Raw genomic sequence first — 15,474 nt, 5'->3', positions numbered from 1 at the left:
GGTAAATTACCATTTAACCCTTATCCTTCCCGCGATGATCCTAAGGTATCCAGTGATAATCTTGTCTAAACACAGGTTCGTTAGGAAATGCTAGGGTTAGAAACTAGATGGGTATGGTGAGTTCGATGGGGTTAGTATATTTTTTATTAATAGCTTGGTTTGCATTAAGTATTTTCTTGTTAATGAAAAAAAGTCTTTCAAATGCTATTAATATCCTCACCTTTTTGTCCTTTCAGATTGTTCATATTAACTTTTTTACAATCTTTACTTTTAAGTTAAACTATTTAATTCCAAATACAAACCCAATGCCTTTTACCGCCATTCTTCTTTTTCGTGATCTATCTCTTCCGATCTTTCTTCTCATTTACGTAAATCTGTTTTTCTCATTTAAAATGAAATGGGCTAAAGCAGGCATAACTGCGGCAATCTTTTTAATGATCCAAGCTGCAGAACATTTATTTTTGATGCTAGGATATTTTCATTATCGTCATTGGTCCCATTTCCGAGAAGCAATATTTGATTTTAGTTTAATACTTATATGCCTCCTATTTGCGAACCTGTTTAGGAAATTATTTTCAAAGGAGAAAAATATGAATGATCATCTATCAAATTTATGATCGTCACTTTAATATTAACGAATACTTTATTCTGTTCATGATTCTCGGGGGCTTTAGTTTGATTTATTTTATACCAAAAATAATGCCGATGTCTGCAATGCTATTCTGTCTTCTTTTCGGACCATTTTTGGGAATGGTTTTTGACCATTCCCTTGCTGTTCCACCACTTGATTTTTATGATGTTGGCGATTTGTCCGACTATGAATTCTTTGATATTTTGTCCTATATGATGTATTGTCCTTTTGGATACCTTTTTATTTATTTCTTTAAAAAATTTAAAGTTAGAGGACTTATGTGTATAGTATATATTTTGGTGTGGACCGTTGGTGCCATAGCGCTTGAATGGTTGTGTGTAAAAATCGGAATTTTTCATTATAAAAATGGCTACGGGTTACGTTATTCCATTTGTATTTACGTATTTGTTGAAAGCCTATTAGTTATCGTCTATCATTATTTTTTTAGAAAAAGAGTTTATCATTAGGATTTTGTTTTTTCAAAAACACCTAGAAATTTGTTTGCAAAGGGAATGAACACATGAAGAAAAATCGCGCGTTATTTTTAACGGCAGTGGCTTCAGGTACCATGCTCAACCCGTTAAATTCATCAATGATATCACTTGCCTTAACAAGCATCCAAAAGGATTTCAACCTTTCATTTACAACTGTTTCTTGGTTGATTTCATCCTTTTACCTTGCTAGTGCTGTTGCTCAGCCTGTTACTGGAAAAATTGGTGATTTAATTGGCCGAAAGAAGACCTTTATCACGGGATTGTTTCTTGTTGCCATTTCAGCTTTTACAGCACCGTTTTCCACCACCTTTCTGATGTTATTACTAATGCGGTTAATTCAGGCAATCGGCAGTAGTGCTATTTATCCTTCCGGGGTGTCATTGATACGGGATAATATTAAAGAAAGACAAGCCTCGGCCTTATCTGTTCTCTCTATTTTTGCCTCCGCTATGACAGCACTTGGTCCGACACTTGGGGGATTTTTAATTGTATGGGGAGATTGGCCGGCGATTTTTTGGGTAAACGTTCCATTCCTTCTTATTAGTTTACTGCTTGGCTGGTATATGTTCCCAAAGGACCCGCCAAGAGAGAGAGAAAGTATCAAAGCGTTTCTTTCTCATCTTGATTTGTTAGGGATCGCTTTCTTTGCGGGCGGAATGGTGTTCATTTTATGGTTTTTGTTATCGTTTGAATCAAAAATTCATTATCTTTCCGGAATCGCTGGGGTAATATTTTTCTTATTATTTGTTTGGCGGGATTTACGTGTGAAAGCACCTTTTATTGATGTGCGGATCTTCAAAACGCATCTGCGGCTTTCATGGGTTTATCTGCAGTTTATCGTATTAAATATTTTCTTTTATTGTTTGTTTTTCGGACTCCCCCTCTATTTTCAGGATGCGATGCATTTGAGTGTTGAAAAGAGCGGTTTGTTTATGCTTTTCATGTCTGGGATGAGCATTATTATTTCGCAGATCACTGGGAAGTGGATTGATAAGTCGGGGGTTAAGCAGCCGATTGTATTTGGTGCGCTGTTATCGGTGTTAGGTGCTATTATTTTGTCTCTTTTCTTTATCAAGGCCGCCAATTGGTGGCAAATTGGGTTGATTTTAGCGGTGATGGGGTTGAGTTATGGGATTGGAAATGTTGTTTTGCAGGTGGCGATGTTGAAAGAAAGTCCGAAAGAAATGCTTGGGACCACTTCAGGCTTGTTTCAAACCTGTCGCTATTTGGGCTCGATTTTATCATCGATTGTTCTGGGATTAATTTTTGGGTCCGAGGTTTCGTCGGAGAATATGGAAATCCTTGGGGAAGTATTGATTGGAATTGGGGTGGTAAGTTTCATGATGAGTTTGTGGTTTACCGGGGTTAAGATGAAGAGTGTTAATGTAGGGCATGGGTAGGGTGAAATCAATTATTACCCTACTTAATGTCCGCCCCACACGGACAAAAAAACCGTTTTGTCCACGAACGGTGCCTGTCACCAAATGTCACCGCATTAGTTTTTTGATATGATCTTTTGGGGTCCAGCAGTTGAATTTGTAGTGGGTTTTGGTTTCGTAGCGTAGCCGGCTGCAGTAATAGTGCATGCTTTTTTCTTTTTTCTCTGCCTTAAAATGCTGGCATGTGGCACAGCAATGGTAATCTTTCATAATATTCTCCGCCTTTAATTTGAAACTTACATTTCCAAAACTATTAAAGTTTCCTTCATAGTTTGTTCATAAATTTTCGTTAAGATAAAAATAGGTTCAGGACGAACCTACACCGCTCCCCTTTTAATATAGATTTGTATTGTAAAGCCCGGCAGGCATTTGCCGGGTCATTTTTTTGCCCCAAAACTATAACTTTCGTTCCATATAAAGGTCCCGATTTTTAATCGTCTTAAATCCATATTGTGCATACAGTCCGTGGGCATCATTGGTAGCCAACATTAGTTTCGCAGCATCCTTTAAATCAGACTGTTCTGTAATGACTTCCATTAGCCATTTGGATAACCCTCTACCGCGAAATTCACCAAGAATGAAAACATCCATAATCCAGCCAAACCGGCAAAAATCACTGACTGCACGGGCAAAGCCGATCTGTTTAGCATTTCCTCTGGCTGGATCTCCCTCATATACCCCAAAACAAATTGATGAATTCTCGATTGATTTTTTTACAATTTCAAGTTTAATTCCAGGTACCCAATAGGATTCCTCACTTAAAAATTGATGAATTAGAGAGACATCAAGGTATTGTTTTTCCGTACAAATAAAAAAACCATCTTTTTTCCAAATTGACATGTTTATCACCTTTCAGAAAAACCGTTTCATTTATGGGTATACGAACACCGTTCCCTGTCAATAACAATACCAATCAAGTAATAAAATGGGGTGGTCATAAATGAAAGGCATTTATTTTATAAATGAACAAATAAAAATAAATAATTTATCGAAGGAAGAAAGCTTTACCCTTCAAGAACAAGGCATTTTAAATCATATTCAAAGCAAAAGCATTCAAATTGTAAAATTAAATCCAAACCAAATCTATCAACATTATTCGATTCCTCATGCACTGCTTTATGATTTGAAAAAGAACAAAGCCCAGTTGGATTGTTTGATCTTCTATTCCCCAGAAGTGATGGAGGATTTTATTTACTCTTACCCGGCAAGGTGGCTTATTTTAAAAAGTTACTTCAAAAAAGTTGTCACCTTAGAAGGAAAAAATGACGAGATATCGATTAAAAGCGTTATTTAAGTGGCTTACTTTTCTTGCGGAAGACAATGACAAAGTTAATCAGAAAGATAACCAAAATATAAAAGCCATACAAACCAAAGGATAAAAGCTTATTGCTGCTTAGTGTTGCACCAACAAACGATAACAACAAAATATTCGGGATTTTCCCGATAGTTGAAGCGGTAAAAAATATAAGCCAATTCACTTTACTAAGACCACAAATAATATTCACAACCGGTGCTGGAATAATCGGAACTAATCGGCAGACTAAAATGGCAAGAAAGGAATTGCGATTGAGGAATTCCTCATATTCTTGAACCTTGGGAAATCTCAAGAGCTTTTCCTGCGCATAATCCCTAAATCCATATCTGGTGATAAAAAAGAAGACCATTGTTCCAGCCATGGCTCCTATTAAAGAGATAAACATACCTTGGGCTGTCCCAAATATGGCACCGATCATTCCTGCTAACACAGGAAATGGTATAAGCGGAAAAAAGACACAAATTGCTACTAAAATCATACTGATAAAAATAGAAAGGGCCCCGCCTTGTTTAATTAGATGGACAAGTTCATCCTTTTGCAAATAACCGATTACAATAATCAAAATTAAAACACTAATACTGATAATTCTTTTTTTCATCGAATTCTCCCTGGCAGGTAATTTTGATCTTTACACATGTTACTATTCATTTTTCTAATAGGATAATCCTTCTTCTACTAATGAAAACATTGACCTTTAAACACTTAACCTTCCAGTTTATATTAAAAAAGCCCCTTATCATATGATAAAGGACTTTTCAAAATCTATCTATTAAAATGCTGTTTTTGCACCTATATATCTAGGCTTCCAATACGTATTATTCATATCACTAATCGTAACCCCGGATGAAGAGGTTGCACTGATAAATTGGTTGTTGCCCAAATAGATTCCAACATGAGTAGGGCCTGGTGCATACGTTTCAAAAAATACTAAATCACCTGGTTGCGGGGCGCTGACTGTTTTTAATCCAGACCATTGTGTCGCAGCAGTTCTTGGGATCGTTATCCCAACTTTATTAAATACATAACTAGTAAATCCGCTGCAATCAAAACCGGATGGAGTACTTCCACCCCATAAATATGGAGTTCCAATATATTTTTTTGCCTCAGTCATTACCGCTTGTGCCGTCGTTTCTACTGAAGGAGCCACAGCTGAGGTTCCCTTTACCTTTAAGGTTTGTCCCACATAAATGGTATCAGATGTTAACCCGTTCAAACTTTTCAATGCAGAAACCGTTGTATTGAAAGCGGTAGCAATTTTCCAAAGTGTATCTCCCGATTTTACCGTGTAGGTAGAATCAGTAGCAGGAGTAGTCCCTGTTTCAGCTGAAAGTAATAGCTTCTGATTTACATAGATGGTATTAGTAGAAAGGTGGTTCAAGGTTATTAGGTTACTAACCGTTACATTATTTGCTTGCGAAATCTTCCAAAGTGTGTCGCCAGATTTAACAGTGTATACATTTTCTTCTGCACTAGCCGAACCTCCAAATGCTGTAAATAATATTCCGGCAGCAGCAAAAGCTGTTAAAAGTTGTTTTTTCATGGTGGCACTCCTCTTTATTTATTGTTACTCCCATCATAATGGAAGATGTACTGTTGGAAATAGCCGTAAAATTTGGAGAGATTGGTTAACTATTCCTATATTGGTAGAGAAAGCACTTAATGTAACAAACATTAGAAACAACTCCAACCTTTATCATAATTGGGTTCAGGGCTGTTTTTCTCATGAAATCCCAATGGATTGTAACATTCATGTAATATATTTTTAATAGTTTAAAAGGGCGAATAGACAAATATCTGTAAAAAGGTTTTAGAAATATTGTAACAAACCATCCATTCACAACTGAAAGACAATTTTATAATAAACCTAGAAAGATATTTTTTACAAAATACATAGAATTTTGGTGATGAAGATGCATGGTTTTGAGAAAGGCCATCCTTATGGTTTAGGTAAAATCATTGATTACAATCAAAATCCATTTATTGTGATTTGGGAGGTAACACGGGCATGCCAGCTTAAATGTGTCCACTGCCGGGCAGATGCCCAACTGACACCAGACCCCAGGGAGCTGACCCATGAGGAAGGCCTTAACCTGATTGATCAAATCTTTGAATTGGATAACCCAATGCTTGTATTTACCGGCGGGGATTGTATGATGCGTGAGGATCTTTTTGAGCTAGCCGATTATGCAGTTAAAAAAGGGATGCGTGTCTCGATGACCCCCAGTGCCACTGCAAACGTAACAAAGGAACGCATGGAACGGGCAAAAACGGTCGGTCTTTCCCGCTGGGGCTTTAGTTTGGATGGCCCGACACCCGAAATTCATGATCATTTCCGCGGAACACCAGGATCCTTTCATTTAACGCTTGAAAAAATAAACTACTTAAATGAACTTAACATGCCACTTCAAATTAATACAGTCATTTCCCGTTACAATTATGACGAATTAGAAGAAATGGCTAAGCTTGTCGGTGAATTAAAAGCAGTGATGTGGTATATTTTCTTACTAGTTCCAACCGGCAGGGGCCAGCTAGATGCTTGCATTACTCCCGCTGAGCATGAGAAAGTTTTCCATTGGCTGTATGAGTTATGCAAAACGGCTCCATATGATATTAAAACAACGGCTGCCCAACACTACCGACGTGTCGTACTCCAGCAAAAAGCACGTGAGCATCTAATCACAAACGGCGAAATTCGTTACGAAGATTCGATTACCACCGACTTTGCATCGATGCACGACGGCCTGAAACGGGCACCTAAAGGGGTGAATGATGGTAATGGCTTTCTTTTCGTTTCCCATATTGGGGATGTCATGCCGAGCGGATTACTGCCAATTGTCGGTGGAAATTTTCGCGAGACGCCGCTTGCGGATATTTACCGTGATTCCAAGATATTTAAAGAACTAAGACAGCCGGACAGCTATAAAGGGAAATGTGGTGTATGTGAATATAACAAGATTTGCGGGGGTTCCCGTTCGAGAACCTATGCGGTAACAGGGGACTATATGGAGAGTGAGCCCTTCTGTGTTTACATTCCACTCGCACTTCGAAATCAAGCACCCTCACCCGTTTAAAGGAAAATCGGGGTATCCTCTCAACAAGGATGCCTCTTTTTAATGAAGGAATTGATCATTTCGTTGATCAATATACAAGGAACCATCCTTTTGTAATTCCGCATAAAAAACTTCAGAAAGATTTGTTCCAGCTTTTGTTAATTGCTCTTCTACCCATTCCCTGCCTACATTTAATTGCATTAAATTCTCTTCAATCACCTTACCATCTGCGATAATTTGAATTGGAATCGGTGTTTGTTGCTGCTGTTTTAATTGTAATGGCCATTGCTCCTGCTTCAAGGGCTGTTTTCCTTCCTTAAGCAGTACGGATACCTCACCATTTGTTTCAAAAATTGCATAATTGACATCTAAAAAAGAAAATACATCTTTTTTCCTAAGAAGCATCTGCAACTGATTAATATCCAGGCTCGATTTTTTCAAGGCCTTTTCCAATACCTTCCCTTGTTTTATAAGAATGATCGGTTCCCCTTCAACCATCTTTCGAAACTTTCTAGACTTTAGATCAACAATACCTACCAATACCGTCAACCCGGACCAAGTTAAAAGGCTGACAAATCCTGTTGAAAATTTAATACTTGAATCAATGGTCATAGAACCGGCCACCGCACCAATCGAGATACCTGTAATATAATTAAAAAAGGTCATTTGTGAAATCTGTTTTCTACCCATCATCCGGGTTAATAGAAAAAGAACAACAAATGCTCCAGCTGCTCTGGCAAAAACCTCTAGTAAATTCATTTGAAAACTCCCTTCTTCTATTCGATTAATCCTGTATCGGTTATTTGAACCTTGGAGTTAACTTTAAATGTGATATTCGGATAAATTTGCTGCCACTCTTCCCAGTCATTATTATTAAAATGGCGGGCACGGTAGTGCAGTCCAAATCCAATTGGATCGATGTTTGCTTTTTGTATTTTTTCTAATACTTGTTTTACCAATTTTTCAGTGGTTTTTTCTGCCGCTTTTTCGTATTTTGATAACTCTTGATTCGATATTCGCCTTGATGTTTCCTCAATTGTCCCTTTTATAAAAAAATCAACCTTAATATACGGCTGCTTTCCTTTAGGTGTGTAAATTTTATAGTTCGTTTTTACTCTCTCGGTATTAATGGTATACTTCACTTTTCCTCTTTGACCAGTAAGTGCACTTTTTTCTTCAAGATTCAAAAGGAAATTTACTACCTTTGTTTCATCAGGGGTTAGGGTTAGCTTTAAACGGGATTTATCTAAAAGACCGACTTTATTAATTTCAAACAAACCCTTTTTAGCCTCGATAATAGGAAGAAAAGGATCCACTCCTTTTTCAATTAATTTTCTTTTCAACTCAAACACATATTGTGAGAGGACATATGGTGTTTCTGAACCATCCTTTCCAAGAGAAAGAAATAATGAATTAGAGGGTATGGTTTCTGATTTAGGTCTTACCTTTAACACTGATAGAGCATTTGGTTTTCCAATGGCAACCCAAGCAATTTCCTGCACATCTCTCCGCCTTGTAAACCAATAATGGATGCCGGCATTTCGCGTTTCTTTTATTAACTCCTCTCCATAAACAACCACCTTAGCATGACTAAAATCTATCTCTCGGTCTACTTTCGTTTTGATCATTCGTACTGCTTCACCAATTGAGTCTCCTTCTTCCGAAACAATTTGATATTCACTTGGTGAATCCTTACTTATTGCCGGAATGGCAAACTTTAGACTGACAAGATATCGCTTTGGACTGTTCTTTGCTAGATCTATACCGATACTGACAACAAAAAAGCGTTTATCAAGATCCTTAAAACCGCATCCACCCAGCAAAAAGGTTAGAATGATCAAAAGGGTCAGCAAATATTTTTTATAAATAGAATTCATGCTTTTTTCCTCCTTGCCCATAAGAAGAAAATCACAACTAAAGCAACTTCAAAGCCAAAGCGAATTTGCAGCCAGTAAACAGTAAACTTATTTAATAGAACCGTATTAAAGTACAGCACACCGGTGACGGCGAAGACAATAAAAAAGGAAAGGACGGTCCATTCCTTTTTCTTACTTCCCTTATCCTTAAAGATTCCTTTTAACAATTCTAAGGCCACATGCCAATGAACCGAAATGCTTACAAGTGAAATGCTCATATAAAACATTAAAAATAGAAAGATGACCCGTTCAATTGGACTGTATACTAAGCGCAGGCTATCTGCTGTTGAAATCCACGGATAAAGAAATTCTTGCGTCCCGTCAGACCCATGAAACCCAATTGGAATGAGAAATGTAGTAAAAAGGTTAAAAATGCCAAGAAAAAAGACGGCAATAAAATTCCAGATTTTCAATTTCCCTTTAATCACACGGTTAAAAATCATAAGATTTGTATACCCGGAAAAAACATAGGTTGCTGCCGCAAGTGCTTTTAAATTAGGAACTTCAAACAGATGAGTTCCGACCTCAAACATGGAGTCCCAGCTTAGCCCTTGACTCGTTAAGGCTTTAAAAATAATAAAGAAAATTAACGGTGTATTGAGAAATAAAACAATCTCTAAAAAATACATTACCCTCTCCGTTGGCATCTGAATGATTAGGATAATCCCAATTAAATAGATGATTAAAATAAAAATCTTTGGCATCTCAGGGTCAATAAATCGGCTTAAAATATCAATAAACCCCACCAATGTGATCAGACCAGCAATAAAGGTAAAGGCTTGAACACTCCCAAAATGGATGATTTTAATAAAGCGGTATTTCGTTTTCTCAAAGATTTCAGGCAGCCCTTTTTCGGGGAACTTGGAAATGGCTTTACAGTATAGAACAGTAAGGGATACTCCGATTGGGATGGCAATTAATACGGCGGAGACGGCACCTTCATACCGATACTGAATTAAAATTTTCGGTACAAAAATGATGACATTGATCATCATATTAAGCATGATTAAATATAAAAAATACCGATTCATTGCCCTCCCCCCTTTTTGTAACTATTCTTTAGCAGGCTTACTTTGTACCAATGTTAGGAATGGTTCTCCGAAGCTATCGAGCTTAACCATATATGCAATGATGATAAAGAAGCCAACCACACAGCCCACTAACCCAAAGATAGTCGCCATAACCAAAACAAAATATTTCAAGATTCGAATCGTGAAGCTAAAGGCGTTAATCGGCACAACAAAGTTTGAGATTGCCACAAACGAGACAATCACAATCATAATATTACTAGCAAGCCCTGCCTCAGCTGCAGCCGTCCCTAAAATTAAGCCCCCTACCGTTGTGGCTGTCGGTCCAATCGCCTTTGGCAATCGGATACTCGCCTCAATTAATAATTCCACCATGAAGAGCATGAGGAGTACCTCAATAAAAGAAGGATAGGGTACAGCAGTTCGACTTCCGGCAATCGACAAGGCTAATTGCGCCCTAAAAAGCTCAGGATTATAGCTCGTTACCGCAACATACAAACCCGGTAGAACGATACTCGTTATAAACCCTGCATACCGTAAAAACAATAGTAATCTAGAAATCCAATAGGTTTGATAAATATCGGCCATCGATGCCATAAAGTCCTTCATTACCGTTGGAAGAATCATTGCGAATGGGGAGCCGCTAACTAGTAAAATTATTTTACCGGCAGCTAAATTTACTACAACCCTGTCAGGTCGTTCCGTTACGAGCATAACCGGAATAAGAGAACGGTTACTTTTCTTTATCGCATCCAAAAGCTGTTCACCTGTTTGGAACATGTTAATGTCAACGGATGAAAGAAATTGTTTGATCCGATTTAGTACTTCCGGGTCAGCAACCTTTGCATCATGAAGAATCAGCACCTTTGTCTTTGAGATTTTCCCCACCTCAGTAGTTTCTACTGTTAAACTGGTCTCTGGATAACGCTGGCGAATAAGCCCTAAGTTTGTCGGCAAACTTTCACTAAACCCCGATTGTGGACCTTGAATAGTGGTTTCAACAGTTGTATCCAATACAGAACTATTTCGATCCACTTTACTATCCAGGATGAAAATGGCATCCTGGTAGAAAAGGACTGTTACCCCCCTGATTAACTCATCCAAAGTATTTTGCTCATCTACAAATGGCTTAATCTTTGGCTGCGATTGAAGGTACGCTAAAAAACTATCAGGTGTAGATATTTCAAAAAATGGTTTTATTAAATTACTCTGAAGGACATTTTCATCACTAATTGATTTAATAAACAGAATTTCAATGTATTTATCTTTTGTATGTAGTTCTTTAAAGACCACATCTTCTGCTTGCTGAATTTTGCTTCTTAATGATTCTTTAATCTTTTCAATTCGATTAAACATCATATTGCTCCCCCGCGTTCCACTTCTTTCCTTTTAACTTTCCTTGAAAATGGGATTTTATTCCGAAATCCTCATTTATCTACTAATACGAAGAATTGGGATAAGTTTTCATTACTTTGCCAAGATATAAAAATGGACCTAGAGTAGTTTGTTACGATAAAAGAATGATTTCCTGTTTTTTTCTTCAAATTCGTTTATAGTTAATTTTAGAATTTGAATGTCGATAAGGAGTTACTATGATTAGAACGATTGCAATTAACCAGAATTATGAATTAATCAAGGACGTAGAGGTTTCAAAGCTGGTGAAGGGAGAGTTTCGCTGGTATTGGATTGATTTTCAAGAGCCAAGCGAGGAGGAAACGGATATGCTGCGAGAACCGCTGGACTTTCACCCCTTGGCAATTGAGGATTGTATTCATACATTACAGCGACCAAAGCTCGACTATTATGATGACTATGCCTTTTTTGTCACACAGTCACTGAATCCCCAGACAATTACGAGAGAAGAAGTAGATTTTTTTCTCAGTAAACATTATATAATTACTTTTCATCATAGACCCTGCTCAGAAATAGATGAAGTTTGGAATCGATTCAGCTTAGGAAAAGCCGTAAAAAAATGGGATCCTTCACATGTGCTATATAATGTGCTCGATAAAATGGTTGATAACTATTTTCCCCTGGTCTATCAAATCGAAGATACATTAAACGAAATAGATGAAAATTCAAAGGGACGTTCGATGGAGGCTTTGCTGGAGGATCTATTTGATGCTAGACATGACCTTCTCTCACTCCGGCATACGATTACCCCTATGCGTGATTTGCTGTATCGAATCATTAATTCACAGCGGCTGACAAGTATTCAAGGCAGGATTGCTTATTTTTCTGATATTTATGATCATTTACTAAAGCTGTCGGAGATGATTGAAGCAAATCGTGAGCTGACCACCGATATTCGGGATAGCTATATTTCGATCAACTCCCACCAAACGAACCATGTAATGAAGGTTTTAACAGTTATCACTACGATTTTTATGCCAATTACCTTCATTGCCGGACTGTATGGAATGAATTTTCATTATATGCCGGAATTAACTTTGAAATACGGGTACTTTGGCGCACTTTTTCTTATGGCGTTAATTAGTTTGGGGATGTATCTCTGGTTTAAGAAAAAGGGCTGGTTTAAATAAGTAACGCTCAAAATGGAACGGTGTCCCGTTCCCTCAGATTGTCGAGAAAGGGTATATTTCTCGGAAGTTTTCCATTCTTTCTAAAACTTAAATACCCATTTTTATTAAAGGATTTTCCATGCAAAGGGGCCTGTTGATTTCAAAGACGGTCGAGTCCGAATAGTGCCCTGATTCAGACAAGTTTGTTGATTTCAAAGTCGATTACCCGGATCAACAAGCGCTTTAATCTATTCTGAAAACAACACTCTTTGTGAAAACAACCAAAAAGAAAGAAGGTGGTTGTCCGGAACTAATTAAACAAAAAAACAAATTCAAAATCACTTTGGCTACCACTTACTTTTAAGTATTTATCGGGAGATGTAATCTTTATTGAATACACCTGTTGATTGGAGCGGAAGGCACGGAGACTCCTGCGGGAGTACGGGGCAGGGGAGACCCCGCAGGAGCGAAGCGACGAGGAGGCTCCCCGGCACGCCCGCGGAAAGCGAAGTGCCTGGAGCGGAAATCAACGGCCCCGTTGAACAGCCTATATATAAACTAAATTACATTATAGAATTTTTAAAGAAAGTAAATGAATAAAGGCTATCGAATTTTTTCGGCAGCATGAGGGAACGGTGTCCCGTTCCCTTTTAAGCATTAAATTGGTTTGGAAATAATCCCCTTAAGTTCTGTCCAATTAACGATTCTTGGAAGCTTTAAATGTCGATTATAGGATTGATCTTTTATGTAAACCTTTAACGATTCGTTCAAAAGTGTATTTAAAACCTCTGGTTTATCATCAAAATAATAATCAAGTTTTAATTCTTTAATGATTTCGATTTTTTCATTGTCTTGCATGCCGTAGAAAAACCGGTCATTTTGAACAGGAAATCCTCTTTCCTTTAACCATTCCCTAGTACGTTCTCCATGTTCTTTTGGTCTTGAAGTAATATAGTATATTTCATGTCCTTGCTTTTCTAACTCTTGTAATGTTTCCACCGCATGCGGGAATGGAGGACATGCGGTGTAATAAATTTCCTCTAATGAACCATTCCATAGTTCTTTCCCTTGCTCATCCGTTAATCCAAACGGTTCATGAATTTCCACTCTATTCAATCCATGGAAAATATTTAAAGGAACATTCTGATTCAACTTTTTATTATAAAGAAGAAAGGCATGTCTCCTTAGATCAATTAATGTATCGTCAATATCAAAACCAAATTTCATTTAAAAATCCCTCATTTGTAAATCGGGTATCCAACGAATTTAAAATCTTTGCCAATTTTTATAAAAGAGGTGTCCTTTAGCTTGACAGCATCCCTCATTTTATCTATTCCCTCCCCTTCTAGGAAGGTCGGTGCCTGCCCTCCGCCAACTAATTTGGGAGCAAAATATAAAATTACCTTATCAATTAATTTATTTTCCAGGAATGATGCATTGATCGAACCCCCCCCTTCAATTAATAAAGAAGAGACAAGATTTTCGCCCAATATTTTTACTACTTCCTTAGGGTCTACATGGTCTGCAATTGGAAAAATCTTTATTCCTAATGCCTTCAGTAATTTCCACTTTTCCTTATCATAGTTCATGCTCGTGAAGATCCATGTTTCAGCTTTTTTATCATTCAATACTTTCGAATCTAAAGGTATTTTTAATGTGGAATCCATAATCACTCTAATAGGATTCCTGCCATTCGGAATGCGTGTTGTCAACTCTGGATTATCTTTAATGACTGTGTTAACTCCCACTAAAATAGCCATATTTTCATTTCTAAGTTGATGGACATCCAATCTGGCTTCCTCAGATGTAATCCATTTGCTGTCGGATGTATGAGTGGCAATTTTACCGTCAAGCGAAGTCCCAGACTTTAGAGTAACAAAAGGTTTTTTCTCCACAATAAATTTGTTAAATACCTCATTCATTTGTTGGGATTCTTCTTGACAAACCCCTATAATCACTTCAATACCCGCATCCTTTAGTATTTTGACCCCATTACCTGAAACAACCGGATTCGGGTCAAGAGTTGCAATCACAACTTTTTTAATGCCTGCTTCAACAATTGCAACTGCACATGGCCCTGTTCTTCCATAATGGGAACAAGGTTCAAGTGTTACATAAATGGTGCCTCCTTTAGCCTTTTCACCTGCCATGTGAAGAGCATGAATCTCAGCATGCGGCTCACCCGCTTTTAAATGAGCACCGATTCCTACCACTCTGTTATCATTTACAATGACCGCGCCTACCAGTGGATTTGGATCTGTCTGACCTTTCATTGCTTTCGCATTATTTAATGCCAAATCCATATAGAATGCATGGTTAGTCATTACAACAAGTCCCTTCATCTTCTAAATGACCAGACTTATTAATTTTTGTCTTCAAATACTTCTCATTATATTCGGAAATATCCCCCCATAAAGGTTCTCTGCCTGAAACCACTAAACCAGCGTTTTTTAATGCTTGAAGTTTTTTTGGATTGTTCGTAATTAACGTTACTGGCTTGGACCTTAATGCTTTTAATACTTGTATAGAATCGCTATAATTTCTCGAATCATCCACAAAACCTAAAGCTTGATTAGCTTCAACTGTATCATAGTCATTTTCTTGAAGGATATAGGCCATGGCCTTGCTGAATAATCCAATTCCACGTCCCTCATGGTTGGCTAAATAGAATAAGGCACCATTTCCATGTTCCACAATCATTTTCATCGATTGTTTTAATTGAAACCCGCAATCACATCTTTTACTTCCAAAAATATCACCTGTATGACAAATCGAATGCATCCGAATAATCGCATCATCTGCATATTCGAAATCTCCATAAGCCAAGACACTTGATTGCTGAAATTCCGCTAAATTAACAGAAGATAATTTTTCAATGATCCGTTCAAAATCCTCTGTTACTTCATCACAATTTAACCAGCAGTACCACTTGAAAATGACCGTTTCGCCATATAAGTTAACAGGGAGTCGTATCGGACCGACTAAGTAGATTGCCCCTTTTTCTGTTTTAATTAATTGAATCTTGTCACCTAAAACCGACAGAACTTTAGTATCTAATTTGGTTTGTTTCATATTAATG

Annotated in this window: 14 protein-coding genes and 1 pseudogene; 5 read left to right on the top strand and 10 right to left on the bottom strand. The window is 37.5% G+C overall.

Annotated features, from left to right (window positions below; translation table 11 throughout):
- The first annotated feature begins 594 nt into the window (after positions 1 to 594).
- Entirely contained in the window at positions 595 to 1,098 is a 504-nt protein-coding gene (locus ACFQZ9_RS08825; protein ID WP_498943342.1) for a hypothetical protein, read from the top strand.
- Between the two features lie 53 nt (positions 1,099 to 1,151).
- Entirely contained in the window at positions 1,152 to 2,525 is a 1,374-nt protein-coding gene (locus ACFQZ9_RS08820) for an MFS transporter (protein ID WP_498943340.1), read from the top strand.
- Positions 2,526 to 2,960: 435 nt separating this feature from the next.
- Here ACFQZ9_RS08820 and ACFQZ9_RS08815 read toward each other — a convergent pair whose 3' ends face one another.
- Positions 2,961 to 3,404, bottom strand: coding sequence for a GNAT family N-acetyltransferase (locus ACFQZ9_RS08815; protein ID WP_498943339.1), 444 nt, complete (start codon positions 3,402 to 3,404; stop codon positions 2,961 to 2,963).
- 100 nt (positions 3,405 to 3,504) lie between these two features.
- Between ACFQZ9_RS08815 and ACFQZ9_RS08810 the strand changes: the two genes are divergently transcribed.
- On the top strand, positions 3,505 to 3,858 hold the full coding sequence (locus tag ACFQZ9_RS08810) for a hypothetical protein (protein ID WP_198309832.1): 354 nt from the start codon (positions 3,505 to 3,507) through the stop codon (positions 3,856 to 3,858).
- Here the strand turns inward: ACFQZ9_RS08810 and ACFQZ9_RS08805 are convergent.
- Entirely contained in the window at positions 3,851 to 4,477 is a 627-nt protein-coding gene (locus ACFQZ9_RS08805) for a TVP38/TMEM64 family protein (RefSeq protein ID WP_498943337.1), read from the bottom strand. The two genes, ACFQZ9_RS08810 and ACFQZ9_RS08805, sit on opposite strands and share 8 nt — an antisense overlap.
- A gap of 171 nt (positions 4,478 to 4,648) precedes the next feature.
- Positions 4,649 to 4,981: pseudogene (locus tag ACFQZ9_RS08800) on the bottom strand (C40 family peptidase); the annotation flags it as partial.
- Positions 4,982 to 5,789: 808 nt separating this feature from the next.
- Between ACFQZ9_RS08800 and ACFQZ9_RS08795 the strand changes: the two are divergent.
- Entirely contained in the window at positions 5,790 to 6,950 is a 1,161-nt protein-coding gene (locus ACFQZ9_RS08795; RefSeq protein WP_498943336.1) for a TIGR04053 family radical SAM/SPASM domain-containing protein, read from the top strand.
- A 39-nt stretch (positions 6,951 to 6,989) separates the two neighbouring features.
- On the opposite strand, the gene ACFQZ9_RS08790 is transcribed toward ACFQZ9_RS08795, so the two are convergent.
- From ACFQZ9_RS08790 to ACFQZ9_RS08775, 4 genes are read right to left on the bottom strand one after another with little or no spacing between them, the layout of a single operon-like run.
- Positions 6,990 to 7,688 (bottom strand): DUF421 domain-containing protein, encoded by a 699-nt coding sequence (locus ACFQZ9_RS08790; protein WP_498943334.1) that lies wholly within the window; start codon positions 7,686 to 7,688, stop codon positions 6,990 to 6,992.
- A 17-nt stretch (positions 7,689 to 7,705) separates the two neighbouring features.
- A complete protein-coding gene (locus ACFQZ9_RS08785) occupies positions 7,706 to 8,806 on the bottom strand; it encodes a Ger(x)C family spore germination protein (RefSeq protein ID WP_198309827.1) in 1,101 nt (366 codons plus the stop codon).
- Positions 8,803 to 9,876: an SLC5/6 family protein gene (locus ACFQZ9_RS08780; RefSeq protein ID WP_498943332.1), complete on the bottom strand. Its 1,074-nt coding sequence runs from the start codon at positions 9,874 to 9,876 to the stop codon at positions 8,803 to 8,805. Before ACFQZ9_RS08780 ends, ACFQZ9_RS08785 begins: the two co-directional genes overlap by 4 nt.
- Before the next feature lie 21 nt (positions 9,877 to 9,897).
- Positions 9,898 to 11,229: a spore germination protein gene (locus ACFQZ9_RS08775; RefSeq protein ID WP_498943330.1), complete on the bottom strand. Its 1,332-nt coding sequence runs from the start codon at positions 11,227 to 11,229 to the stop codon at positions 9,898 to 9,900.
- A 236-nt stretch (positions 11,230 to 11,465) separates the two neighbouring features.
- Between ACFQZ9_RS08775 and corA the strand changes: the two genes are divergently transcribed.
- On the top strand, positions 11,466 to 12,416 hold the full coding sequence (gene corA, locus ACFQZ9_RS08770; protein WP_498943328.1) for a magnesium/cobalt transporter CorA: 951 nt from the start codon (positions 11,466 to 11,468) through the stop codon (positions 12,414 to 12,416).
- Between the two features lie 636 nt (positions 12,417 to 13,052).
- Here the strand turns inward: corA and ACFQZ9_RS08765 are convergent.
- Genes ACFQZ9_RS08765 through ACFQZ9_RS08755 form a run of 3 tightly spaced genes read right to left on the bottom strand, consistent with a single transcriptional unit; the run spans position 13,053 to position 15,467 of the window.
- Positions 13,053 to 13,622 (bottom strand): 5' nucleotidase, NT5C type, encoded by a 570-nt coding sequence (locus tag ACFQZ9_RS08765; RefSeq protein ID WP_498943326.1) that lies wholly within the window; start codon positions 13,620 to 13,622, stop codon positions 13,053 to 13,055.
- An 11-nt stretch (positions 13,623 to 13,633) separates the two neighbouring features.
- Positions 13,634 to 14,719, bottom strand: coding sequence for a bifunctional diaminohydroxyphosphoribosylaminopyrimidine deaminase/5-amino-6-(5-phosphoribosylamino)uracil reductase RibD (gene ribD, locus ACFQZ9_RS08760; RefSeq protein ID WP_498943325.1), 1,086 nt, complete (start codon positions 14,717 to 14,719; stop codon positions 13,634 to 13,636).
- A complete protein-coding gene (locus ACFQZ9_RS08755) occupies positions 14,712 to 15,467 on the bottom strand; it encodes a GTP cyclohydrolase II (RefSeq protein ID WP_429747144.1) in 756 nt (251 codons plus the stop codon). Before ACFQZ9_RS08755 ends, ribD begins: the two co-directional genes overlap by 8 nt.
- Positions 15,468 to 15,474: the final 7 nt, after the last annotated feature.

The organism is Neobacillus sp. GCM10027624, assembly GCF_042675345.1.
In the GTDB taxonomy this organism is placed as follows: Bacteria; Bacillota; Bacilli; order Bacillales; family Cytobacillaceae; genus Neobacillus; species Neobacillus cucumis_D.
This window is presented reverse-complemented; position numbering and strand designations above follow the sequence as displayed.

Excerpts from the sequence above, each read along its gene's own strand:
- ACFQZ9_RS08825 (WP_498943342.1), top strand. The coding sequence starts at position 595 with ATGATCATCTATCAAATTTATGATCGTCACTTTAATATTAACGAATAC.
- ACFQZ9_RS08765 (WP_498943326.1), bottom strand. The coding sequence starts at position 13,622 with ATGAAATTTGGTTTTGATATTGACGATACATTAATTGATCTAAGGAGA.
- ACFQZ9_RS08820 (WP_498943340.1), top strand. The coding sequence starts at position 1,152 with ATGAAGAAAAATCGCGCGTTATTTTTAACGGCAGTGGCTTCAGGTACC.
- ACFQZ9_RS08805 (WP_498943337.1), bottom strand. The coding sequence starts at position 4,477 with ATGAAAAAAAGAATTATCAGTATTAGTGTTTTAATTTTGATTATTGTA.
- ACFQZ9_RS08775 (WP_498943330.1), bottom strand. The coding sequence starts at position 11,229 with ATGTTTAATCGAATTGAAAAGATTAAAGAATCATTAAGAAGCAAAATT.
- ribD (WP_498943325.1), bottom strand. The coding sequence starts at position 14,719 with ATGACTAACCATGCATTCTATATGGATTTGGCATTAAATAATGCGAAA.
- corA (WP_498943328.1), top strand. The coding sequence starts at position 11,466 with ATGATTAGAACGATTGCAATTAACCAGAATTATGAATTAATCAAGGAC.
- ACFQZ9_RS08795 (WP_498943336.1), top strand. The coding sequence starts at position 5,790 with ATGCATGGTTTTGAGAAAGGCCATCCTTATGGTTTAGGTAAAATCATT.
- ACFQZ9_RS08785 (WP_198309827.1), bottom strand. The coding sequence starts at position 8,806 with ATGAATTCTATTTATAAAAAATATTTGCTGACCCTTTTGATCATTCTA.
- ACFQZ9_RS08815 (WP_498943339.1), bottom strand. The coding sequence starts at position 3,404 with ATGTCAATTTGGAAAAAAGATGGTTTTTTTATTTGTACGGAAAAACAA.
- ACFQZ9_RS08810 (WP_198309832.1), top strand. The coding sequence starts at position 3,505 with ATGAAAGGCATTTATTTTATAAATGAACAAATAAAAATAAATAATTTA.
- ACFQZ9_RS08780 (WP_498943332.1), bottom strand. The coding sequence starts at position 9,876 with ATGAATCGGTATTTTTTATATTTAATCATGCTTAATATGATGATCAAT.
- ACFQZ9_RS08790 (WP_498943334.1), bottom strand. The coding sequence starts at position 7,688 with ATGAATTTACTAGAGGTTTTTGCCAGAGCAGCTGGAGCATTTGTTGTT.
- ACFQZ9_RS08755 (WP_429747144.1), bottom strand. The coding sequence starts at position 15,467 with ATGAAACAAACCAAATTAGATACTAAAGTTCTGTCGGTTTTAGGTGAC.